A 23,641-nucleotide genomic window follows, 5' to 3' on the forward strand; every position below is an offset into this window, starting at 1 on the left:
TTGGGCGCTATCATAGCGCCCGATTGAAGTGTCCAAAATCATTAGGCCAGTTCAGCTTGCCCGCGATGGCGGTGGATCAGTGACGCATATATCAAGACGCGCGTTGCAGGTGCAGCGACCCCAACGTGCTAGCCTCAATGCTGTTTTAACCGCCACAAACAGGAAGAAGGCAGTCACCCTATGAATTTGGATCGTGCAAGGCAGCTGATTCATGGCGAGTTAAATCACGACTTCCCTATTGAAAGTCTCATCCATGTTCTTGAAGCAGCCATTGAGCTTATTTCTCTTCCGGACAATGACTTCTGCTGGTCAAGTTGGGAGGACGAAGCACAGGCAAAAAGAGAATTGCTAGGGTTGGTCAGTACGCTGAAGTCTGGCGAGTTACCCGAAAGGCTAAAATTTGCAGTTCTGTTTGCTCCAACCGGTCCCCTGCAAGAAGTCAGCCTCAGCAGTGGTTGGGCGGAACCCTTCCTTAAGGTCGCTGAGAAATATGATGAAGTTGAGGCATTGCTGTGGTGAGCGGGCCAAAAATACACTGAATCCCATCCACTAAACCGCATTTACACGTGTTGTAGCTGAGCCTTCGTGTATGGCCGCTATGGGTCGAGTTTAGCCGGTCACAGCATGCAGAAATGAGCTATCAACAACATCACCCTATCGATCTTTTAGCTTGCTGAAACGTTTCATCGCGTTTATAAAAATGGCACAACTCCAAGAAAGGCTGCCGCCATGACCCCGCTCAAACTTTTTGTTGCCATCAGCGCACTGTCCGCTGCCTCCCACGCCATGGCCTGGGATTACGTTCTGCTCGACACTGACAAAGCCGCCCAGAGCTGGCAGATCACCAGTCAAAAACTCGGAATAAAAACCGACAAACCCTTCAGCGTTACCTTGCGCACCTTGCACGGCGGTCGGCAGGAGGGCGTCAGCATTGTCGACATCGATAACGGCACGATGAAACTCTCGGTAGTGCCGACTCGCGGAATGAATGTCTTGCAGGCCTCGGTTGGCAATGTACGCATGGGCTGGGATTCGCCGGTCAAGGAAGTGGTCAATCCGTCTTTTATCGAACTCAATGGCCGCGGTGGCCTGGGCTGGTTGGAAGGTTTCAATGAGCTGGTCACCCGCTGCGGATACGAATGGGTCGGCCACCCCGGCGTCGACAACGGCGAACTGCTGACCCTGCACGGTCGAGCCGCCAACATTCCTGCGAATAAAGTCACGCTGCATATCGATGAAAAACCACCGTACGCCATTACCCTGCGCGGCGAGCTGAAAGAGCAGGCGTTCAAGAAGGTCGACTTCTCGGTCGCGACCGAACTGGTGACCGAACCCGGCAGCGTCGTGTTCGCCCTCAACGACACTCTGACCAACAACGGCGACTATCCGAAGGAATACCAGGCGCTGTATCACAGCAACTTCAGCACCCCGTTCCTGGAGCAGGGCGCTCGTTTCGCCGCGCCGGTGAAACAGGTGTCGCCGTTCAACGACAAGGCCAAGGATGATCTGCCCGACTGGCAAACCTACCGCGCACCGACCAGGGACTACGACGAAACGGTGTACAACGTGGTGCCGTATGCCGATGCCAAAGGCGATACGTTGACCGTGTTGCATAACAAGGCCGGTAGCCTGGGCGTTGCGGTCGGCTTCAATACCCAGACACTGCCCGTGTTTTCCCTATGGAAAAACACCGACACCGAAGGCCAGGGCTATGTCACAGGGCTGGAGCCTGGGACAAGTTTTTCTTACAACCGCCGTTATCAGCGGCCACTGAATCTAGTACCGACAATTGGGCCCAAGGAACACAAGCAGTTCCGCATCAGCTATAGCTTGTTGGCGGATAAGGCGGCGGTGGATAGAGCCTTGAAGCAGGTTATCGAGATTCAGGATGGGCGGGAGACTGAGGTGCGGCAGACGCCGTTGGTGGATCTTACCAAGGGGTGACACAGGCTGGAGCATCGTTTATGCGTTTTTGAGGGACAGATTTATTTTTCAGAAATAAATCTGTCCTTTTTTTGATTCAATTTCCTCCATCCGCCGCTTCAGCTTTGCGCTGGTGAAATTGCGGTCGCGGTTGTTGACTGCCTTGAACCTATCAGGCTCTCTATGCTGGCCTTCCCGGATGGTAAATAGAGCACAAAATATGCCCGTCGCACCCAATCAAAACTCCCCAGTCATTTTGGTCCTGGCTCAACAAAGCGACTTGGACAATCTTGTAGCCATTCGAATTGAGGCCATGCGCGAAAGTCTGGAGCGTATTGGGCGATTTGATCTGGTGCGCGCGCGCGAGCGGTTTCTTAGCGGTTTTGAAGCCCGCAACACCCACTACATCGAGGTATCTGGAGAGAGGGTTGGTTTTGTCGTAGTCAAGCATCACCCCAATGAACTCTCGCTCGACCACTTGTATGTGAGACCGAACGCGCAAGGATTAGGTGTAGGGTCTGCTGTTCTCACTCAGATTTTCAAAATGGCGGATGCAGCTGCGCTCTCTATTAAAGTGGGTGCTCTCAAAGAAAGCGCTTCGAATCGCTTTTATATCCGCCATGGCTTCCAGTTCGTCGAAAGCAGTGAGTTCGACAATTATTATGTTCGTCAGAGCGTTTCGGCGGTTGGCCCAGATTGCTAGCTGGAAGCAGCCGCCCACAAATCCGCCCCTCCAGCGAGACGCATACCCCATCGACCCTGTTAAAGTCCCTCCCTGAACACACCCAACGGATGGCTCCATGGACCGACTCCACCCAAGTGGCATCGACGCCGACGGTTATATCCCCACCTTGTCCAATGTCGAGGTGCAGCCACAGTTTCAGGATTTGCTGGTAGACGTTTGCACGACGCTCACGCGGTCGAACCCTCTGCTAGACGGCATATACCTGTACGGCAGCGTCGCAAGAGGCGACGCCGTACCTGCCGTTTCCGATCTGGACCTAACCCTTATCCTGCAAAACCCTCCCGCATCACAAGATCTGAAAATACTGGAGTCAAAACGGCGCACGCTGGAAAGTCGGCATCCCGAAGTCACCAAGATCGATTTCGATATCGGTAGCCGCGCTGAAGTCTTAGCGGCTGACAATCGATTGAGCTGGGGATATTGGCTCAAGCATCACTGTCGCTGCCTATGGGGCAATGATCTGAGCACACGCTTCGACCGGTTCAAGCCATCGCGTGATATCGCCATTGCGGTAAATGGTGACTTTGCATCCGTACTGACGCGGTATGCCGAACTTATCGAGCAGGCGGCGACACCGATGCAATCGCAACGTTTGCAGCGTGAAGCTTCGCGCAAACTCATCCGGTCAACGCAAGTACTTCGTTCCGAGCAGGACTTGCTGTGGCCGCAAACACTGGAAGAGCATGTCGAACTGTTTTTTCAGCATTTCCCGTGTATGCGCGTGAAGATCTGTTTTTTCTTGTCCCAGGCAAGGCGCCCGGACGCAAAGCCAAAAGAGTTTACGGCTCAGTTGCGCAGTTTTTCGCACTGGATGGCTTCAGAAACCGCTTAAGTTTACATCGGGACGATTGCATCCTATCGCCTGCCCGAGGCAGGCCTTGGCAAAGCTCAGGCCACACCTTCCACCATCACCAACGGCCCCACCACCAACGTCTCCAAAAGATGGGACAGATATATTCATGAAAAAGTAAATCTGCCCCCTATGAGCAGCGCATAGCTGCTATACCAAAGAGCGTTGGGTAACAGATAGGTAGCCGCAGCCATCTTTTGCCCCGTACACCACTTCTCGCGGCCCACGTTTGAGGAATTGGGAATATGAGTATTTCACTGACACGAAGGAAGGTAATATTCGCGGGGGTTGGCGCGATGCTGGCTACATTCGTTCCGATAGCCAACGCTGTGCCTGTTGGCATATCGGGCTTTACAAAGCATGCAAGGCAACAACTCACGCCTGTCTGGTGCTGGGCAGCTGTTATCCAGACGTTGCTGGACTATCGGGGCATCGATTGGAGCCAGCCTGAAATCGTCGCAGCCATGAAGGGACATGTGACTATCGAAACAGCAAGCGACTATGAGATGTCCGCATTTCTCAATTCGTGGGGATTTACTCATGCAGGCATACCTTGGCGATCAACCGCTAAATTTTTCAAGGGATCGCCTTCGCCTGAGTTGACTGTTGCTGAGCTGCGAGACGAGCGCCCGATCATTCTGAAACTGCGCCTTTCACCGGTCATGGATCACGTGGTGGTTGCGTATGTCGCCAACGTGCTTGACGGACCTGGAAAGCATGATGAGCTGAACAGCGTTTTCTACATCGATCCGGCTGATGGTGATATCCATTTACTGACCGGGAAGGAGTACGTTTCGAAAGTGGTGGGACATTGGCTTGTAAATATTCAGAAAGCTTGAGTCCTCCAATTAGGCCGCGAGCAGAATGCGGGGTTGCCCAACATTCTGCCTCGGCCGCATAGCTCAGCACGGCCTATGAAAGCTAGATGGCACCAACAGCGATTGCCAGCGATGCTTACTCAATTGGTGTACCTACTGATAGGCCGAAGTTAGCTTCAGGCAACAGCAGCCCCTCTCTCCACCATCACCAACGCCCCCACCACCAACGCCTCCATCCCCCGCGCCAACTCCACCTCCATCTCCGCCTCTTCAGCGGCACGCGAGGTCTCCACCACCGGCTCCCGCTGCGTCACCGTATACACCGTATCCGCCACCGCCATGCAGTGAAACGCCACCGTCGCCAACAACCATCGCGCCTGTTCCTTGCTCACCCCAAACCCCTGCGCAATCAGCGCCTGGTGCCCGTCAATCTTGGCCAGCATCGGCGCGGTCGCGGCCGCGCGGCGGATCACGTACGGGGTCAGCCCCGGGTGGGTTTTGACGAATTCGCGGACCGAGGTGGCAAACACGATCAGGTAGTCCTTCAACCCACCGTCGGCATCGCCGCAGTCCTGGGGGATCTGCCAGCGGGTGAAGATTTCTTCGGCGACCATGGCTTTGAGCGCTTCGAGGTTGGCCACGTGTTTGTACAGCGCCATATGGCTGACCCCCAACGCCGCCGCGAGGCCGACGAAGGTGATGTTGGGCAGGCCCATCTCGATGCCGGCGTCGACGATGCGCTCGCGGGTGATGCTCGGCGGGCGGCCGCGGGTGGCGGTTTTTTTTGCGGGTTCCATGGGTATTCCTTAATCGCTGAACACAAGGTTGTAGCTGTCTTGTCGGCTTTGCGCAAATTAGTTTATAGTCATGCAACTAAATATGATTCTGATTCTCAAACGGACTTTTTCTGTCAATGGACTCTCCTGAAGCGGCTTCGGCCAACCCTCAAGCCGCAGGCACCCTCAGCCGGATTCTGACGCCTATCCGTGGGCGTCTGTGCATCGCCGCAGGGCTTGCCGCCGTCGGCGCCATGCTGACGCTGGTGCCGCTGGCGGCCATCGCCCATATCGCTGCACGTGTACTCGGCGCTGGCGGTCAGCTGTCGAGTGAAGTGTGGTGGGTTGTTGCCCTAAGCGCTGTAAGCCTTTTCGCGGGGATGGCGTTGATGTTTACCGCTGAGCTGCTCGCCCACCTGGCCGACAATCGCCTGACCCATCATTTGCGCCGCGCGATCACTCAGCACCTGAGCCGTGTGCCGCTGGGGTGGTTCAGCAGCCGGGCATCGGGCGAAGTGAAACGGGCGATGCAGGACGATATCAATACGCTGCACAGCCTCACCGCGCATTTCTACACCACCGCTGGCCGCGCGGGCGGGGCGGTGTTGGTGTCGGCGGTTTATCTGTTCGTCATGGACTGGCGTCTGGCGCTGGTGGCGCTGTTGCCGTTTGCCGGGTATTTCCTGTTTTTCTCGCGGGCCATGCGCGCCAGCGGCGCGAGTATGCAGGAATTTGTCAGCGCGATGGCGCGCATCGGCAACGCGGTGGTGGAGTTCGTCAATGGCATCCCGGTGGTCAAGGCTTTTGGCGCCAGCGGCAAGGCGCACGGGGCTTATCGCAGTGCCATCGACACCTTTGCCACGATCTTTATCGACTTCACCCGCCCGCTGGTGGCGTCGATGGCGAATGCCAATGCGATGATCGCGCCGGTCACCGTGCTCGGTGTGGTGCTGGCGGCCGGTACGCTGTTTGTCGGCCTGGGCTGGATCGCGCCCGTGGACGTGCTGCCCTTCGTCTTGGTGGCGCCGGGCCTGAGTGCGCCGTTGCTGCTGTTGCACTACATCACCCACGATTTGCACAACGCCAGCGGCGCCGCGCAGCGCGTGCAGGGGTTGCTGGACACGCCGACGCTGGCGCAATCGGTCGTGCAACTGCCCAGCGGCAATGCGATCTGCTTTGAGCAGGTCGGTTATGCCTATGAGCACGACCATGCGGTGCTGAGGGATATCAATTTCACCCTGCAACCGGGCACCACCACGGCCATCGTCGGCCTGTCCGGCGCCGGCAAGTCCACGCTGGCGCGCCTGCTGCTGCGGTTTTTCGACCCCAGCAGCGGGCGCATCACCCTCGGCGGCACCGACCTGCGCCACCTCGACACGCCGCTGTTGTACCAGCGCATCGGGTTTGTGCTGCAAGAGGTACGCCTGATTCACGCCAGCGTGCGCGACAACATCGCCCTCGGCCGACCCTCCGCGACTCAACCAGACATTGAACAGGCCGCGCGCACCGCGAACATCCACGACCGCATCCTGCTCCTACCGCGTGGCTATGACTCGGTGATCGGCGAAGACGCCCAGCTCTCCGGCGGCGAACAACAGCGCCTCAGCATCGCCCGCGCGGTGCTGCTGGACCCACCCGTGCTGGTGCTCGACGAGGCCACGGCCGCCGCCGATGCCGACAACGAAGTGGCGATCCAGCAAGCCCTGTCGCGCTTCGCCCAAGGCCGCACGCTGCTGGTCATCGCCCATCGGCTCGACACGGTGATGCACGCCGACCAGATCCTTGTGATCCACGACGGCACCCTGCATGAACAGGGCCGTCACGCCGACCTGCTGGCCCACGGCGGGCTCTACGCACGGTTATGGCAATTGGGCGATTACGCCCGCAGCGAATCACCGGCGGTGCAACCATGCTGAAGACTTTTGTACGCCTGCTGGGCGAAGACGCGCCCACGTTGCGCCGTTATGCCGCGATGGCGGTGTTCTACGGCCTGCTCAGCGGGCTGACCCTGATGACACTGGTGCCGGTGATCGGCCACCTGTTGGCCGGCGATGCACGGGAGGCCGGGCGTTGGCTGATTGCACTCCTGGTCGGCGTGATGCTCTGCGCGCTGTGGCGCCGAGCACTCGACAAGGCCGGTGTGGCCGTCGGCGTGGCGGTGCTGCAAGGCGCGCGGCAACGCCTCGGCGATCACGTGGCGCGCCTGTCGGTGGGCTGGTTCAACACGCAAAACAGTGCGCGCCTCGGCCATCTCATCACCCAGGGCATGATGGCAGTGGCGCAGTTGCCGGCGCATGTGTTCACCCCGGTGATTGGCGGCGCCGTGACGCCGCTGGTGCTGGTTGCCGCGCTGTTTGCGTTGCACTGGCCCTTGGGTGTGTTGGCGTTGCTGGCGCTGCCGTTGTTGGTGGGCGTGATGCTGCTCACCGCGCGCCTGGGCCACAGTGCCGACAGCACCTATCAGCGGCACTTCGCCCAGACCAGCCAGCGCATGGTCGAGTTCGCCCAGGCCCAGTCGGTGTTGCGCGCGTTTAATGGCAGCGGCGGCGCCACGCGCTTGCTGGACCAGGCCATCGACAGGCAACGCCAGTCCGGCCAGCGTTTGATCTATCGCTCGTCGTTGGCGGCGGTGCTCAATGCCTGGGCGGTGCAAGGGATCTTCTGCGCGTTGCTGGTGGCCGTCGCGCTGTGGTGCGACGCGCTGGATGCCCACGACGCCATCGCCGCCTGCGTGGCCTTGGTGTTGGTGTGCCGTTATATCGAACCGCTGCTGGAAGTGGCCAGTTATGGCGAAATCCTGCGCAGCGCCAACGCCCAGCTCGACGCCGTGCACAGCATTCTTGCCGAACAGCCATTACCGGTCGCCGCGCAACCGAAAGCGCCAACGGACAGCTCGGTGGAATTGCGCAACGTCAGCTTTTGTTATGCCCCCGACGAACCCCAGGTGCTGCGCGGGGTGAGCCTGCGCATCGAACCGGGCAGCATGACCGCGCTGATCGGCGCGTCGGGCTCGGGCAAGACCACCCTGGTGCGGTTGCTGGCGCGCTTCTTCGATGCGAGCCGGGGCCAGGTGTTGGTCGGTGGCGTGGAGGTGCGCGAGATGTCCGAAGCGGCGCTGGCCGCGCAGATCAGCCAGATTTTCCAGGACACCTACCTGTTCCAGGGCAGCATTGCCGACAACATCCGCCTCGGCAAACCGGGCGCCAGCCTCGCCGAGATTGCGGCGGTGGCGCAGCAAGCCGGCGTGGCTGAGATCGTTGCGCGTTTGCCCCAGGGCCTGCACACGCCGGTGGGCGAGGGCGGGGCGCGGTTGTCGGGGGGCGAGCGCCAACGCATCGCCATTGCCCGCGCGTTGCTCAAGGACGCGCCGATCCTGCTGGTGGACGAAGCCACCGCCGCCCTCGACACCTACAACCAGGCCGCCATCGCCGAAGCGTTGGCCAGGTTGCGCGGGCGCTGCACGTTGATTGTGATCGCGCACCAGCTGTCGACGGTGGCCATGGCCGACCAGATCCTCGTGCTGGATGACGGCGAGATCGTCGAGCAGGGCACGCCAGCGACCTTGGCGGCCAGCGGCGGGCGTTACGCGCAGTTCCTTGCCCAGCGCCGGGCGGCCCGTGGTTGGCGGATTGCATGATGCGTCTAGTGGGCTGTGGCGTATTGCTGGTGCTGTGCGGCGTGTCGCTGCTGGTGGGCGCCCGTGAGATCGACCTGTTGGCATTCGACGGCGACGCATGGCTGACGCTGACAGCCAGCCGCCTGCCGCGCCTGGCCGCGCTGGTGCTGACCGGCGTGGGCTTGGCGGTGTGCGGGGTGATCTTGCAGCACATCCTGCGCAACAAGTTCGTCGAGCCGGGCACCACCGGCGGCCTGGACGCGGCCAAGCTCGGCATCCTCGTGTCGCTGGGCGTGGCGCCGGCCGCCAGCGCCAGCGTGCGCATGCTGTTTGCGCTGCTGTGTTGCTTCGCGGCGAGCCTGGTGTTCCTGGCGATCATCCGGCGCCTGCGTTTTCACCACACCTTGCTGGTGCCGGTGATCGGCTTGATGTACGGCGGCGTGCTCAGCGCCATCGCCGAGTTCTATGCCTACCGCCACAACATCCTGCAAAGCATGCAGGGCTGGTTGCTGGGGGATTTTTCCAAGGTGGTGCAGGGCAACTACGAGATCATTTACCTGATCCTGCCCAGCGTCGCGCTGGCTTACCTGTATGCGCAGCGCTTCACCGTGATGGGCATGGGCGAGGGCATGGCCACCAGCCTGGGCCTGAACTACGCGGCCACGGCGGCGCTGGGCCTGTTGCTGGTGGCCGTGACCGTGGCGGCGACGGTGATTACCATCGGTTCGATCCCCTTTGTCGGCCTGGTGATTCCCAACCTGGTGGCCCTGTACTACGGCGAAAACCTCAGCCGTACGTTGCCGATCGTCGCCCTCGGCGGTGCCGCATTGCTGCTGGCCTGCGACATTCTCGGGCGCCTGCTGATCTTCCCGTTCGAAGTGCCGATTGGCCTCACTGCCGGCATCGTCGGCGGCGGCTTGTTCCTCGGGTTGATCGTCTGGAGGCAGCGATGAAGCGGCTGTGGGCCTTGGTGCTGGCCCTGGCGTTGGGCTTTGTGTTGTTCCGCTCTGGGCTGGACTTCGACTATGTGATCCCCAAGCGCCTCGCGCGGTTGGCGGCGATGTGCATGGGCGGCGTGTGCGTGGCGTGGTCGTCGATCATTTTCCAGACCCTCACCGGCAACCGCATCCTCACGCCGGCGATCATGGGCTATGAAGCGGTGTACCTGTTGTTCCAGGCGTTGTTGGTGCTGGTACTGGGCACCGCCAGCCTGGTGGTGCTGGGCAGCCAGGGCAACTTTGTGCTGTCGGTGCTGCTGATGCTCGGCTATTCCTGGGCGCTGCAACGCTGGTTGCTGCGCGAGGGCCACAGCAACGTGTATTTCCTGTTGCTGCTGGGGCTGGTGTTGAGCCTGGTGATCGGCACCGTCACGCAGTTCGTGCAGTTGAAGATCAGCCCCGGCGAGTTTTCGATTCTGCAAGGCTTCAGCCAGGCGTCGTTCAACCGCGTGCAGCCGCAGCAATTACTGCTCTCGGGGCTGTTGGTGGCCATGCTGTGCCTGGGTTTTGCCCGCACCTTGCCGACCCTCGACGTGCTCGCCCTCGGCCGCGACCAAGCCGTGTCGCTGGGGGTGGATTACCCAAGCGTGGTGCGCCGGCAACTGGCATTGGTGGCGGCGTTGGTCGCGATTTCCACCGGGCTGCTGGGGCCCACGGCGTTCATGGGCGTGTTTGTGGCCAACACCACCTATGCGCTGGCGCGCACGTTCCGCCACCGCGTGACCTTGCCCATGGGCAGCGCGATTGCCATCGCGATGTTCATTGCGGCGCAACTGCTGGTCGAGCACGTCTTCAACTACAAGACCACCGTCAGCATTCTTGTGAACCTGCTGTGCGGCACGTATTTCCTGGCGCTGATGCTGCGCACCCGAGGCACCCGATGATCACTGTGCACAACCTCCACAAAACCTACGGCAGCAAGACCGTGCTGGCCGGCGTCAACGCGCGCTTTGCCGCTGGGCGCCTGACCTCGCTGATCGGCCCCAATGGCGCCGGCAAGACCACGTTGCTGATGATGATCGCGCGGCTGATGGCGCCGAACGGCGGCGACATCCGCCTGGATGGCCGCGCGGTCAACGACATCCCGCTGCGCGACTACGCCAAGCGCGTGGCCACCTTGCGCCAGGCGCCGGATTTCAACCTGCGCCTGACCGTCGAGGAACTGGTGGCCTTCGGGCGCTTCCCTTACAGCCGTGGCGCGCTGACCGGCGAAGACCACCGCGTGATCGATGACGCGCTGAGCTTTCTTGCGCTGCAACCCCTGCGCCAGGCCTACCTCGACGAGCTCAGCGGCGGCCAGCGGCAAATGGCGTTCCTCGCCATGACCATCGCCCAGCAAACCGACTGCCTGCTGCTCGACGAGCCGCTGAACAACCTCGATATCAAGCACGCCGTGCATATCATGCGTGCGTTGCGCCGGCTGTGTGACGAGCAGGGCCGCACGGTGATCCTGGTGGTGCACGACATCAACTTCGCCGCCCATTACTCCGACCATATCCTTGCCATGAAAGCCGGCGCCGTGCATTGCGCCGGCAGCGTGGCCGAGGTGGTCAACGAAACCCGCCTGGGCGAACTGTACGACCTCGACTTCGAAATCACCCACGGCGCCCGTGGCCGCCTGTGCAACTACTTCAACCCCGCATGAGAAATCCCATGAATCGCACACACACCGCCTGGGCCTGCGCCCTGTTACTGGCCGCGCTTGGCGCCGGGCCGGCGTCGGCCGCCGCCCCGATCAGCGTGACGCACGCGCTGGGCACCACGTTGATCCAGCCGCCCGTACAACGGGTGGTGGCCCTGGACATGAACGAAGTGGACTTCCTCGACCAACTGGGCGTACCCGTGGCCGGCATGCCCAAGGACTTCGTGCCGCCGTTCCTGCAACGCTACAAGGACGACGCGGCGGTGGTGGACACCGGCGCCATCGTCCAGCCGAATCTGGAGCGGGTGCACGCGGCCAAGCCGGACCTGATCCTGATAACCTCGTTGCAGGCCCCGCACTACGGCGAACTCAGCCAGATCGCGCCCACCGTGCAGTTCGATGTGGATTATCGCGACAGCCAGAAGCGCCATATCGAGGTCATCAAGCAGCACCTGCTGACCCTCGGGCAGATCTTCGCCAAGCCCGACCTGGCGCAACAACAGGTTGCCGCCCTCGATGCCAAGGTCGCCGAAGCACGACGCGTCACCGCCGAGCGCCCCGAGCGCGCCCTGGTGGTGCTGCATAACAACGGCGCGTTCAGCTCGTTTGGCGTGCAGTCGCGCTACGGCTTTGTGTTTACCGAACTGGGGGTGAAACCGGCCAGCCCGACCGCCGAGGCCGGTTTGCATGGCCAGCTGATTTCCAGTGAATTCATCCAGCAGGCCAACCCGGACATTCTCTACGTGGTCGACCGCACGGCGGTGATGGAGCATCGCCCGTTGCTCAATGCGCACACCCTGGGAAACCCGTTGTTGCGCCAGACCAACGCCTGGAAAACCGGGCGCGTGGTGTTTGTCGATGCCGATGCCTGGTACGTCATGGCGGCCAGCCCGAGCTCGATCAAGCAAGTGATCGCCGATGTGCTCCAGGGCTATCAACCCTGATTCCAGGCGTTAACCCCGCTTCACACTGCCAACACTAAAACAACATCCCACCTTACGGAGCCTTCCATGACTCACCGTACACGTACCCCTGTGCCCGCTCGTCCAGGGTTTGCCCCCATGGCTTTGCTTGGGTTGGCGATCAGCAGCGCCCCCGCGTTTGCCGAAGAACTCGCACAAGCCGAAGAAAACCGCGTGTCCACCTTGCCGGCGATTCGCGTCGAGGGTGAAGCGCCGGCCACTGAATTACCGCTGACCTACGCTGGCGACCAGGTGGCGTACGGCAGCCGGCTAGGCCTGCTGGGCAACAAGGACTTTATGGAAACGCCGTTCAGCACCATCAGCTACACGGAAAAATACATCGCCGACCGCCAGGCCCAGACCGTCACCGATGTGATCGCCGCCACCGACCCGGCGGTGTTCAGCAATGGCCTGAAGGGCACCTACAGCGAGAACTATTCGATCCGTGGTTTTGCCACCAGCATCAGCGATGTGACCATCGACGGCCTGTTCGGCGTGGCGCCGTATTACCGCATCTCGCCGGAGATGTACGAGCGCATCGAGGTGTTGAAGGGCCCGTCGGCATTGCTCAACGGCATGCCACCGGGCGGCTCGGTAGGCGGCATGGTCAACTTGGTGCCCAAGCGCGCCGGGGCACAGCCGTTGACGCGGTTTACCACCACCTACATGTCCGATGCGCAGTTCGGCGGCCACCTCGACGTCGGCCGGCGCTTTGGCGATGAGCAGCAATTTGGCGTGCGCTTCAACGGCATGTACCGCGATGGCGACACTGCCACCGAGCATCAACAGCAAAAAGCCCAGTTGAATTCCCTCGGCCTGGATTGGCGCGGCGAGCGTGCGCGGCTGTCGGCCGACCTGTACAACAGCGCAGACCGCGTGCGCGGGCAGAACCGTGGGATCAGCCTGGCGGCGAATGTGGCCGTGCCCAAGCCGCCGAAGTCCGACACCTTGCTCAACCCGGACTGGGCGTTTGTCGATACCAAGGACCAGGGCGCGATTGTGCGCGGCGAATTTGACCTGAGCGAGCACCTGCTGGCCTACGCGGCATTCGGCGCCAGCGAGACCCACTACCGCTACAGCGGCGCGATGTCGGCCCAGGTCATCAACAACGCCGGGGATTTGAAGACCAGCATGGGCCAGCTGAAGATGGACATCGAGAAAACCTCGGCCGAGGCGGGGCTCAAGGGCAAAGGGCAGACCGGGCCGATCGGGCACCAATGGGTGGTCAACGCCACGCGGTATGCCGACAAGCAAAAGGACTATGGCCGGCGCTGGGTGCCCGGTGCGGATTGGCTGACCAATATCTATCACCCGACCTGGGGCCCAGAGGCGCCGCGCAGCTTTGCGCCGGTGGCACACACCGAATCCACGCTGACCAGCTACGGCGTGGCGGATACCTTGTCGGTCCTGGACGACAAGGTGCAAATGACCCTTGGCGTGCGCCGCCAGAACGTGGTCACGGACACCTTCAACACCACCACCGGCGCCCGTAACAAGCCTGGTTATGACGAAAGCGCAACAACGCCCGCCGCAGCCTTGGTGGTCAAACTCACGGAGCAGGTCTCGGTGTACGCCAACTACATCGAGGGCCTGAGCAAAGGGGCGATGGCACCGATGACGGCGGCCAACTACGGCGATGTGTTCGCCCCGTATAAATCCAAGCAGAAGGAGATCGGCCTCAAGCTCGACCTGGGCACGTTCACCCATACCCTCAGCCTGTATCAGATCGAGCGTCCGGGCAGCGCCACCGACCCGGTGACCAATGTGTTCTCCTTTGGCGGCGAACAGCGTAACCGAGGCATCGAGTGGGGCTTCTTCGGCTCGCCCATCGACGATGTGCGCCTGATGGGTGGCGTGGCCCACGTTGATCCGAAGATCACCAAGTCGCCGGGGGGCGATGATGAAGGCAAGACCGCCACCGGGTTGCCCAAGCTGCAAGGCAAGCTCGGCGCGGAATGGGACACGCCACTGGTGCCCGGCCTGACCCTGACCGCCAACGCGACGGCGGTGTCCCAGCAGTACATCAGTGACGACAACGCGCAGTCGATCCCCGGCTATACGATTTTCGACCTGGGCTCGCGGTATGCAGTGCAGGTCGCGGGCCGGCCGGTGACCCTGCGCGGCACGGTGACCAACGTCACTGACAAGGCGTACTGGGGCATGCCGCTGACGGCCAGCCTGGGGTTGGGCGCACCGCGTACCTTCGAGTTGTCGGCCACCGTGGATTTCTGACGCTGCACCTCAGAACGCCATTCGCAACCCCAGCGTGCCTTGGCGACCATTGAAGGCATTGCTGTCCAGGTTCCGATTGAAACCCACTTCACTGTAAAGGCTGATGCCCGGCGCCACCGTGAGGTTGGCGCCGAGGCTGACGCCCAGGGTGGTGGATTTCTGTTCGGTATCGATGTCGGTGACATCGGCAAAGGTCACGGTGTTCTTGCCGCCACGGGTATGCCAGACATTGGCCCGTGCGTAGGGTTGCAGTGGCATGTCGCGCACCTGGTAATCACCGCGCAGGCGTACGCCCAAGCGGGTGGTGACGGTGGTGTCGGCGTCATACGCGACGTCGGAGATACCGTCGTTCTGGCGGTCCAGCTTGGTCTTGCCAACGATCAGTTGCGCCTGGGGTTCAACGCTCCATTTGGGGCTGACCTGGAATGGCCGGCCCACTTCCGCCGATGCAGCCACGTTATGCCCACGGGTCTTCATCTTCACGCCACGGTCGGACTCGTTGTGGCCGTCAAGGCGGGTGCCCATCAACACCACGTCCAGGTAGGCCTGGTTGGCGCCGATCCAGGTCAGGTACGCGCCCAGGCTGTCGCCACGCAGGGTGGTGCTGCCGGCATCCTTGTCCTGCCAGCCGCCGTTGAAACCCTTGATATCGCCCCTCAAGCGACTATGGCCGACGAAGAAGCCGGCGTGCAGCACCTGGCCGTCGTCCAGGCGGCGAGTCAGGAGGTCAGTGCCCACTTGAAACCCGGTGATCGAACTGTTCAGCGTCGGGTTTACCGTGCCGGCGAAGCTTTGTCGGCTGTTGCTGCCGTAGACGCGGCCCCAACCTGCGCGAAGCGGATCGCCCTGTTGCGGGATCTGCTCGCCCAGGCGTTCGTGGTACGTGCCCAGCATGCCCTGGACGATTTGCTGGGCGGCCGGGAACAGCGCCGCGTAGATCGGTACTTCGGGGCGGTAGATGGGGATCGGTGTGATCCCCGGGTTGGGTGGCAGCGGTGGCTCATCAGGGTAGGGGCTCGGCAGAGGGATGATAATCTCGGGGGTCGGCGGGGTGACCGGGACGGTGGAGCGCAGGTAATAGTTCTCTGTCGTGCCTGCCGTGACCCCACCCTTGAACAAGCGATACTCAAACGCCCCGGCGGACACCGGACCGGCCAAGGTAAACGCGCTGGCGCTGCCGGTGGCTCCGTTGGTGGCCAACACCACTTGAATCCCGTCCTGTAACGTCGCTGCACCCGCGCCGCCAACGTTGGTGACGCTGATGGCGGTGCTGCCCTGGATCGTGCCTTGGCTGACCACCAGTTTGTCACTGGCGGAACCATCGCCGCCCAACACGCTTTGCAGCGCGATCCCGCCACCCATGCCGATGTAATTGCCGTTGACCGTCAGGGTGTCAGTGGTGGAGCCGTTGGTGCTGTTCATCTCGATCATGCCGCGGTTTTTCATGGTCACCAACTGCCCGGCAGTGAAGGCGCTGATAGCACCGGTGTTGACCAGCAACCTGCTGCTGCCATTGATCGTCATGGTGCCTGTTCCCGTGCCGCTGTCGCCCAGCACAAATGTGCCACCGAGGTTGAAGCTGGCGTTGTTGTCCAGCGTCACTTGCTCCCAGCTGGTGTAGCGGCCAGGCGTCGCGGCCTGGGTATTGTCGACGGTCAGCGTGTCGGTCCCGATGCCGCCGTCAATCACGGGCGTGCCAGCCAGCAGGGTTTCATTCAGGTTCTGCAACAGCGCCGTGTCGTTGTCGGCGCCAAGCAGAATGAACCCGTTGACTTTGCCGCCGCCGATCCAGCTGAAATGGTCATTGCCGGCGCTGGCGAGGATCTGCCCGTTGATGGTGCCCCCAGTGAGGGTGATGGTGTCCGAACCGCCGCTGGTGCTGACGTTGCCACCGATGTAAGCGGTGCCCGAGACCAAAATGGTGTCATCGTCAAAACCGGTCACCAGGTTGTTGATGATGGTCCCGCCACTCATGTCGAAGAGGTTCTTGTCGAGTTTCATGTCCACCCGGCCGATGGTGCCGCCGGTCATCTTGGCCTCATCGCCGTCTTCGAATGCACCGGTGATCGTACCGCCACTCATGAAAAATTTATCGCGCTTGTCGCCCTGGGCCAACGAGGCAATGGTGCCGCCGCTCAGGGAGAAACTATCAACGCCGTCCCCCTGGCTGATTGCTCCGGCCTGGCCGCCGCTGATTTGCGCAACGTCGGCCCCTGAACCCTGGGTGACCGCCCCGGTGATCGTGCCCTTGTTCAGGCGAAAGATGTTCGCGCCATCGCCCATGTTCACCGCACCGTTGATCCGCGTGTCCGCAGCATCCAGCTGGACCAGATCGCCGCCCGAGCCCGTCGTTACATTGCCATTGATCTGGATGTTGCCACTGGGGAACAGCACCTGGTTGTCGCCGGTCAGGGCGCTGATCCCGGGTTCGGTGCCGCTGATGCAGGTAAAGACTCGACCCGTGGCAGGGTTGCCGCTTTCGGTGCAGGCGGCCTCTGCCAGCAGCGGCCAGGTGAGCAGCGCAGAGGCAGCCAGACTCAGGTAGAGCAGGGGAAGTGTGCATACGCGCATGATTCGTCCTCGAGCAGAGGGGCGTTATTCCGGCACCTGCGTCGGCAGGTGGTGTTCAGACCATGACAACGGTGTGCGCGATACGAACCAGGGACGACGGGTTACCTGCTCAAAAACACCGGCCAATGCAAAGGGTTGGCATGGGTTTCTCGACTGCACCTCAACCTGTGCAGCGCTTTTTTCACCTTAGTCGTGGATGATCCTGGTCGCTACTGTCAGAAATAACAGGTCTAGACGAGTGCCTGCCTAGGCAAAAATGATTTCATAGGGCTCGCGCATGCGCTCCAGCAGCACCTGGGCGAGCATGGGCGCCAGGCCGATCTCGGGGTCGCCGGCCAGTTGGCTGGCGTACGCATGGGTGGCGTGCAGTTTGCGCGCCACGCTCCAGGTGTCCAGGCGCACCTTGCGTGCACGTTGCCAGGGAATCAGCGAGGTTTCGCGCGCCGGCCAGTGCCACGCCCAGATCGGCAGTTCATAGTGGCGTGCGCCCACCAGGCTGCACGCTTTGGCGCTGGCGCGGCCGACCACGTCATGGTCGTCGTTGCCGTCGTTGCGCCAGGTGCTGAAGACCACATCGCCCGGTTGCAGGTAGCGCGCGATAAATTGGCCCAAGGGTTGTTCGCGCGCGGCCAGGGCGTTGTCGCAGAAGCCGCCGCGAATCCACTTCAAGCTGTGCAGCGGCATGCCCAGGCGGCGCAGCGCCTCGACGCTTTCCTGGGGGCGCACCACGCTCAAGCGACTCGCCGGCCAGACATTGGAACCCGGGTGGCTGGCGCTACCGTCGGTGAGCGAAATCAATTGCAGCGGGTGATCGAGGGTGCTGAGCAGTTGCAGCAAGCCACCGCAGGCCAGCACTTCATCGCCAGGGTGCGGGGCAATCACCACCACGCGGGCGCCCGGTGGCACCAGCGTGGTGGCATTGATGACGGGGATTTGCGCCAGCTGCGGCGCACTGTTCCAGATTTGCGCCGGGCCACGGCGGCCTTCGCTTAGGGAGGCAAGCTTCATGGGTGTCACGTCCTTGTCGATGGATGTGGGTCGTACCCCGTTGTCGGGACGACGCTCTTGTATTCACCACAGGCTCCGCTGCGGTGATTGCGCGGCACTCCAACCCTGGATTGCCAGCAAGGCGTCCTCAGCATAGTCAAGGACTGGTCGCTTTTACATCTTGTAATGTCGTTTTTTTCAAGGGGCGTGCATCAGGCTCTTCAAGTAATCGCCGAAGCCGCCCTCGGCGCGGCAATCGAGGCGGGCGCTGGTAACCACCTGCGGGGTGTGGCTCCAGGCAATGGACGCCCCGCAGCGTTCCAGATTGCGCACCAACTGCACGTCTTCATGGCAGGCCAGTGGCTCGAAACCGCCGGCCCGCACGTAAGCGCCAGCACTCATGCCCAGGTTGGCGCCGTGCACGTGCCGGTGCCCGTCGCGGGCTTGATAGGCTTGGTGATAGCGGATCTGCGCGGCCGGATCGAAGCCTTCACTCCAGGCGTCCACGGTGACCGTCCCACACACGGCTTCGACCCCGAGCGCCAATTGCGCCACCAACCAGTCTGGCGCCACGCGGCTGTCGGCATCGGTGCAGGCAATCCACCGCGCCCCCTGGTTCAACAGGTGCCGGGCGCCGATACCGCGCACCCGCCCGACGTTGCGCGCCTGCACCGACAGGCAGTGCACCGGATACGCCTGGGCGATCTGCGCACTGCCATCACTGCAACTGTCGAGCAGCACCAGCACCTGGACCCGTTCGCCCAACAGGTCGGGGTGGTTGGCGGCGATCACGGCAGCCTTCAAGCATTCAGCCAGCAACGCTTCTTCGTTATGCACGGGAATCAGCACGCCGATCATTGCAGGCCCTCGAGCGTCGCCACCGAGCGGCCGTCGCGGCTCCAGAGATCGAGCAGGAAGTCCGGCTCGTGATGGCTCACCACCTGCGCCATTCCCAAGCGTTGCGCCAGCACCGCATGTACCTGGTCCGCCGTTTGCGGGCAACCTTCGATGGGCGGGCGCCAGTGGCAGGCGAGCAGTTGCCCGTCATCGCTGAGCGCGCCGAGGGCGTGCTCGATCACCCGCTGCAGGTCCGCCTCGTCGAGGTAGTAACACCACTCGCTCAATACGATCAGGTCGAACGTGCCGGTGGGCCATTGCGCGGGCAAGCGCGCTTGCTCCACCCGCGCATGGGCGAAGCCGAGCAAGCGCGTGCGCGCCAGTGCGACGGCGGCACTTGCGGTGTCGCAGCACAGCAGGCGATCACTGCGTGGCGCCAGCTCGGCGCTCAGCTCGCCATTGGCGCAGCCGGGTTCGAACACCGAGGCGTACCGTGGGCGCGTCAGCATCGCCAAGGTCAGCTCGCGTTTGCGGCGCTCGTACCAGCGTTGGCGAAAGGCCCAAGGGTCATCGTTGCCGGCAAACAACTGGTCAAAATACGGCGTGGCCACACTCATACAAACACCACTTCGAAAGGTTGCAGCAAACGTTCCACCACATACGGCGGCAAGACCGCAGGCAAGCCGATCTGGGGGTCGCCCTCCAGTTGGCTGGCAAACGCGTGGATCGCATTGCGCTTGCGCGCCACGACGTCGCCGGTCAGCGCGATTTTGCGTGCGCGGTGCCAGGGCCACTGGCTGTCTTCGGGCGACGCCCAATGCCAGGCCCACACCGGCAGTTCATACAAGCGCGCGCCGATGGCCTGCGCTGCCACGGCGCTGGCGCGGCCCACGGCTTCATGGTCGCAATGGCCGTCCTCGCGCCACGTGGTGAACACCACGTCCATGGGCGTGAGATGGCGCCTGATAAACGCCGCGAGTTCAGCCTCGCGGGCGGCCACCTGGCTGTCGGCAAACCCTGCGCGCACCCATTGCAGGCGGTGCAGCGGCAGGCCGAGGCGATGCAGGGCCTGGGCCGACTCTTGCGGGCGCACCACGCTCAAACGCTCCACCGGCCAGCGTCGCGAGCCCGGGTGGCTGGCGCAGCCATCGGTGACGGAGATCAACTGCAGGGGCCGACCCAGCGCCGCCAACCCTTGCAATAGCCCGCCACACGCGAGGACTTCATCATCCGGGTGCGGCGCGACAATCACCGCGCGACAACCCTCGGGCACCAATTGCGCAACGCTGATGTGGGCCAGTTGCGCCAATTGCGTCGAGGCCTGCCAACGATGCAGCGGCGTGCCCTGGCCGACGATCGGATTGGGTTTCATAACTGCCATCTCTCTGTGGGGGCGCCGACCACGCTTTCACCCAGCGCGGCCAGGTCGCGTTCGGCATGACTCTGGCGGACATACACCGGCAGGTCCGCCATCAACTGCGCAAAGTGTGGATCCTTGCAGTACGGGCCCGCGCCGACGGCGCGACCGACGTGGCGGATCACCTGCTCCACGCTGTCCTCGACGCACGCGCGCGCCTGTTGCGCCCATTGCTGGGCATTGGCCAACGGTTGTTGATCCACCTCCCGGGCCGCTGCGCGCAGAACGCAGGCCGCGCTGTGCAGGGCACTGTCCACCGCGCCCAAGTGGGCGAGGGCATGGGGCTCCGGGCGCTGGGTGCAGTGCGCCCGCAACGTGGTTGCCAGGCGCTGCGCGGCGCCGTACCAGCAGGCGGCGATGCCGATCCCACCCTGCCAGAAACCGGGGCGGGAGAGGTAAGCCCCCGGCCCGCCGACGGCCACGCCGATGGCGCCATCGAAAACAATTTCCACACTGCCCGTGGCCGCCATGCCCACGGCGTGCCAGCCCGCGTCCGTCACCGTGACCCCGGGTTGGTCCATGGGCACGGCGACCAACTGCTGTTCATCCGCCTCATTCCACGCGGTCAGCAAGCCATGGCTGACCACCGCCGCGCCGGAGCACCAGGCCTTGCGCCCGTCGAGGACCCAGTGCTGGCCGTCCCGACGTACACGGACCCTGGCCGTCGGCGGCTCGGCGGCCCACATGCCCCAGGTGCTGCCCGACGGCGGCAGCGGGCCGTGCAACTCGGCAATGATCGCCAAGGCGTCGGTGTGCCCCTCAAACAACTTGCACAGGCCCAGGTCATGGCCTGCGACCTGGGCCAGGCGCCTGAAGCGCTCCAGGGTTTCGCCGTTGCCAGGCAGCGGCAGGCAGTCCAGCTCTGCGCGTTGAAGCGTCTTCAGTGCCTCGCCCAGCGCCTGCGTGTTGCCATAGCTGCGGCTGTGCTGAAGGAACCCGTGGAGCGTCATGTCACACCTCTTCCGAGTGTTGCAGTTCGAACAGCAGCAGTGAGCGGCCGGTCACGGCGTACTCGTGATCGAACTCGAAGCGTTCCTGGCCGCGTACCGACGGCTGGTTGGTATCGACCATGCAGGTCCAGAACTCGCCTTCCGGCACTGGCGGCAGGCGGAAATTGACCATGTCGTGGTGGGCATTGACCACCAGCAACAGGGTGGCGTCGGCGCCCGGGCGACGGATCCCGGTTTCCTGGGCGCGGCCATCCATCAGCATGCCCAGGCAGCGGCCATGGCTGTCCTGCCATTGCTCGGTGGTCATTTCATTGCCGTCCGGGGCGAGCCAGGTGACGTCTTTTACGCCGATGTCTTCGTTGTAGTCGCCCACCAGGAAGCGCCCACGCCGCAGGATCGGGTAGGCCAGGCGCAGCTTTATCAGGCGTTTGACGAACTTGAGCAGGGCCTTGCCGTCGTCGTCCAGGTCCCAGTTGACCCAACCGATTTCGCTGTCCTGGCAATAGGCGTTGTTGTTGCCGTGCTGGGTGCGCGCGAACTCGTCACCGGCCACCAGCATCGGCGTGCCTTGGGCCAGGAGCAGGGTGGCGAAGAAGTTGCGCATCTGGCGCAAGCGCAGCGCATTGATTTCCGGATCATCGGTGGGGCCTTCGACGCCGTGGTTCCAGGACAGGTTGTTGTTGCTGCCGTCCTGGTTGTTCTCGTCGTTGGCCTCGTTGTGCTTGTCGTTGTACGACACCAGGTCATGCAGGGTGAAGCCGTCGTGGGCGGTGATGAAGTTCACCGAGCTGTAGGGGCGGCGCCCGCGATGGTTGAACATCTCGCCGGAGGCGGTCATGCGCGCGGCAAAATCCGCCAGCTGGCCGTCATCGCCTTTCCAGAAGGCACGCACGGTGTCGCGGAAGCGGTCGTTCCATTCCACCCAGCCCGGTGGGAAGTTGCCCACTTGATAGCCGCCGGGGCCGCAGTCCCAAGGCTCGGCGATCAGTTTGAGCTGGCGCAGTACCGGGTCTTGGCGGCAGGCCACGAGGAAGCTGTGGCGCTCGTCGAAACCGTCGCGGTAGCGACCGAGGATGGTCGCCAGGTCGAAGCGGAAGCCGTCGACGTGCATCTCGTTGGCCCAGTAGCGCAGGGAGTCGGTGACCATTTGCAGCACGCACGGGTGGCTCAGGTCCAGGGTGTTGCCGGTGCCGGAATCGTTGATGTAGAAGCGCTTGTCATCGGGCATCAAGCGGTAGTACGAGGCGTTGTCGATCCCGCGCATGGACAGGGTCGGGCCGCGCTCGTTGCCTTCGGCGGTGTGGTTGTAGACCACGTCGAGGATCACTTCGAGTTTCTGCTCGTGCAGGTGCGCGACCATCTCCTTGAACTCGGCGATCTTGCCGCTGGCCAGGTAGCGCGGGTCGGGGGCAAAAAACGCGATGCTGTTGTAGCCCCAGTAGTTGGTCATGCCTTTTTGCAGCAGGTGCTGGTCGTTGACGAAGGCATGCACGGGCAACAATTCCACCGATGACACACCGAGCTGGCGAATGTGCTTGAGCACATCGTCCTCCATCAACCCGGCGCAGGTGCCGCGCACCGCTTCGCCCACCGAAGGGTGGCGCATGCTGATGCCGCGCAGGTGGGTCTCATAGATGATCGTGCGGTCCCATGGCACACGCACCGGCTGGTCGTTGCCCCAGGTGTGCGCGGGGTCGATGACCTTGCACTTGGGCACGAAAGGCGCGCTGTCGCGTTCGTCGAAACTGAGGTCGTCATCCGGGTGGCCGATGGTGTAGCCGAACAGGGCTTCGGACCATTTGAGTTCGCCCACCAGTTGCTTGGCGTAGGGGTCGATGAGCAATTTGTGGTGGTTGAAGCGGTGGCCGTTGGCCGGGTCGTACGCACCGTACACGCGGTAGCCGTAGATCAACCCGGGGTGGGCGTCGGGCAGGTAGCCGTGGAAGGTTTCGTCGGTGTATTCGGGCAGTTCGATGCGTTCCAGCTCGACCTCGCCGGTGTCGTCGAACAGGCACAGTTCGACCTTGGTGGCGTTGGCCGAAAACAGCGCAAAGTTGACGCCCAGGCCATCCCAGGTGGCGCCGAGGGGGAAGGGCAAACCTTCACGAATCCGCGACGGCTCGTTCTGGGGCGTCGGTGGGGTTTTTTCGGGTTTGCTCATGGGGGTGCTCCTGCAAAGGTTTTTTCGGGCCGAACGAAGCCGTGCCGACAATGGGTCAGGTGAACATCAGATTCAGAGTGAAATGCGTCCCCTGTGGGAGTGGGCTTGTGTGGGAGCGGGCTTGCTCGCGAATGCGGTGTGTCAGCCACCTCATAT

General features: G+C 62.6%; 20 protein-coding genes and 1 pseudogene. 12 read left to right on the plus strand and 9 right to left on the minus strand.

Features of this window, described 5'->3' with window-relative positions; translation table 11 throughout:
- The first annotated feature begins 180 nt into the window (after positions 1-180).
- Complete coding sequence (locus tag NUV89_RS16035) at positions 181-519, plus strand: hypothetical protein (RefSeq protein WP_257782092.1); 339 nt, start codon at positions 181-183, stop codon at positions 517-519.
- Positions 520-729: 210 nt separating this feature from the next.
- Entirely contained in the window at positions 730-1,944 is a 1,215-nt protein-coding gene (locus tag NUV89_RS16040; RefSeq protein WP_257782093.1) for an aldose 1-epimerase family protein, read from the plus strand.
- Positions 1,945-2,016: 72 nt separating this feature from the next.
- Here NUV89_RS16040 and NUV89_RS16045 read toward each other — a convergent pair.
- A pseudogene (locus tag NUV89_RS16045) lies at positions 2,017-2,094 on the minus strand (hypothetical protein); the annotation flags it as partial.
- Positions 2,095-2,143: 49 nt separating this feature from the next.
- Here NUV89_RS16045 and NUV89_RS16050 point away from each other — a divergent pair.
- The 3 genes from NUV89_RS16050 to NUV89_RS16060 all read left to right on the plus strand — a co-directional run bounded on the left by NUV89_RS16050 (position 2,144) and on the right by NUV89_RS16060 (position 4,357).
- Positions 2,144-2,626 (plus strand): GNAT family N-acetyltransferase, encoded by a 483-nt coding sequence (locus tag NUV89_RS16050; RefSeq protein WP_257782094.1) that lies wholly within the window; start codon positions 2,144-2,146, stop codon positions 2,624-2,626.
- Between the two features lie 97 nt (positions 2,627-2,723).
- Positions 2,724-3,500 (plus strand): nucleotidyltransferase domain-containing protein, encoded by a 777-nt coding sequence (locus NUV89_RS16055; protein ID WP_257782095.1) that lies wholly within the window; start codon positions 2,724-2,726, stop codon positions 3,498-3,500.
- 263 nt (positions 3,501-3,763) lie between these two features.
- Complete coding sequence (locus NUV89_RS16060) at positions 3,764-4,357, plus strand: papain-like cysteine protease family protein (protein WP_257782096.1); 594 nt, start codon at positions 3,764-3,766, stop codon at positions 4,355-4,357.
- 155 nt (positions 4,358-4,512) lie between these two features.
- Here NUV89_RS16060 and NUV89_RS16065 read toward each other — a convergent pair whose 3' ends face one another.
- Positions 4,513-5,133, minus strand: coding sequence for a TetR/AcrR family transcriptional regulator (locus NUV89_RS16065; protein ID WP_257782097.1), 621 nt, complete (start codon positions 5,131-5,133; stop codon positions 4,513-4,515).
- 116 nt (positions 5,134-5,249) lie between these two features.
- Between NUV89_RS16065 and NUV89_RS16070 the strand changes: the two genes are divergently transcribed.
- The 7 genes from NUV89_RS16070 to NUV89_RS16100 all read left to right on the plus strand — a co-directional run bounded on the left by NUV89_RS16070 (position 5,250) and on the right by NUV89_RS16100 (position 14,562).
- Positions 5,250-7,028 (plus strand): ABC transporter ATP-binding protein, encoded by a 1,779-nt coding sequence (locus NUV89_RS16070; RefSeq protein ID WP_257782098.1) that lies wholly within the window; start codon positions 5,250-5,252, stop codon positions 7,026-7,028.
- Positions 7,022-8,749, plus strand: coding sequence for an ABC transporter ATP-binding protein (locus NUV89_RS16075; RefSeq protein WP_257782099.1), 1,728 nt, complete (start codon positions 7,022-7,024; stop codon positions 8,747-8,749). Before NUV89_RS16070 ends, NUV89_RS16075 begins: the two co-directional genes overlap by 7 nt.
- Complete coding sequence (locus NUV89_RS16080) at positions 8,749-9,681, plus strand: ABC transporter permease (protein ID WP_257782111.1); 933 nt, start codon at positions 8,749-8,751, stop codon at positions 9,679-9,681. The genes NUV89_RS16075 and NUV89_RS16080 overlap by 1 nt, the downstream gene beginning before the upstream one ends.
- Positions 9,678-10,610: an iron chelate uptake ABC transporter family permease subunit gene (locus tag NUV89_RS16085; RefSeq protein ID WP_257782100.1), complete on the plus strand. Its 933-nt coding sequence runs from the start codon at positions 9,678-9,680 to the stop codon at positions 10,608-10,610. Before NUV89_RS16080 ends, NUV89_RS16085 begins: the two co-directional genes overlap by 4 nt.
- Positions 10,607-11,371, plus strand: a complete 765-nt coding sequence (locus NUV89_RS16090) for an ABC transporter ATP-binding protein (protein WP_257782101.1) — start codon at positions 10,607-10,609, stop codon at positions 11,369-11,371. Before NUV89_RS16085 ends, NUV89_RS16090 begins: the two co-directional genes overlap by 4 nt.
- An 8-nt stretch (positions 11,372-11,379) precedes the next feature.
- Complete coding sequence (locus NUV89_RS16095; RefSeq protein WP_257782102.1) at positions 11,380-12,312, plus strand: siderophore ABC transporter substrate-binding protein; 933 nt, start codon at positions 11,380-11,382, stop codon at positions 12,310-12,312.
- A gap of 117 nt (positions 12,313-12,429) precedes the next feature.
- The gene (locus tag NUV89_RS16100; protein WP_374684504.1) at positions 12,430-14,562 is read left to right on the plus strand and encodes a TonB-dependent receptor; all 2,133 of its coding nucleotides are present in this window, start codon (positions 12,430-12,432) and stop codon (positions 14,560-14,562) included.
- A 9-nt stretch (positions 14,563-14,571) separates the two neighbouring features.
- On the opposite strand, the gene NUV89_RS16105 is transcribed toward NUV89_RS16100, so the two are convergent.
- The 7 genes from NUV89_RS16105 to glgX all read right to left on the minus strand — a co-directional run bounded on the left by NUV89_RS16105 (position 14,572) and on the right by glgX (position 23,485).
- A complete protein-coding gene (locus NUV89_RS16105; protein ID WP_257782104.1) occupies positions 14,572-17,133 on the minus strand; it encodes an autotransporter outer membrane beta-barrel domain-containing protein in 2,562 nt (853 codons plus the stop codon).
- Between the two features lie 246 nt (positions 17,134-17,379).
- Positions 17,380-18,141: a PIG-L deacetylase family protein gene (locus NUV89_RS16110; protein WP_257782105.1), complete on the minus strand. Its 762-nt coding sequence runs from the start codon at positions 18,139-18,141 to the stop codon at positions 17,380-17,382.
- Between the two features lie 177 nt (positions 18,142-18,318).
- Positions 18,319-18,978 carry a glycosyltransferase family 2 protein gene (locus tag NUV89_RS16115; protein ID WP_257782106.1) on the minus strand — a complete coding sequence of 220 codons (660 nt, stop codon included), beginning with the start codon at positions 18,976-18,978 and terminating at the stop codon, positions 18,319-18,321.
- Positions 18,975-19,574: a nodulation S family protein gene (locus tag NUV89_RS16120; protein ID WP_257782107.1), complete on the minus strand. Its 600-nt coding sequence runs from the start codon at positions 19,572-19,574 to the stop codon at positions 18,975-18,977. Before NUV89_RS16120 ends, NUV89_RS16115 begins: the two co-directional genes overlap by 4 nt.
- Positions 19,571-20,329, minus strand: coding sequence for a PIG-L deacetylase family protein (locus NUV89_RS16125; protein ID WP_257782108.1), 759 nt, complete (start codon positions 20,327-20,329; stop codon positions 19,571-19,573). The genes NUV89_RS16120 and NUV89_RS16125 overlap by 4 nt, the downstream gene beginning before the upstream one ends.
- Positions 20,326-21,324, minus strand: coding sequence for an acyl-CoA dehydrogenase family protein (locus NUV89_RS16130; protein ID WP_257782109.1), 999 nt, complete (start codon positions 21,322-21,324; stop codon positions 20,326-20,328). The genes NUV89_RS16125 and NUV89_RS16130 overlap by 4 nt, the downstream gene beginning before the upstream one ends.
- Before the next feature lies 1 nt (position 21,325).
- Positions 21,326-23,485, minus strand: a complete 2,160-nt coding sequence (gene glgX / locus NUV89_RS16135; RefSeq protein WP_257782110.1) for a glycogen debranching protein GlgX — start codon at positions 23,483-23,485, stop codon at positions 21,326-21,328.
- Positions 23,486-23,641: the final 156 nt, after the last annotated feature.

This window comes from Pseudomonas sp. 18.1.10, from assembly GCF_024655625.1.
GTDB lineage: Bacteria > Pseudomonadota > Gammaproteobacteria > Pseudomonadales > Pseudomonadaceae > Aquipseudomonas.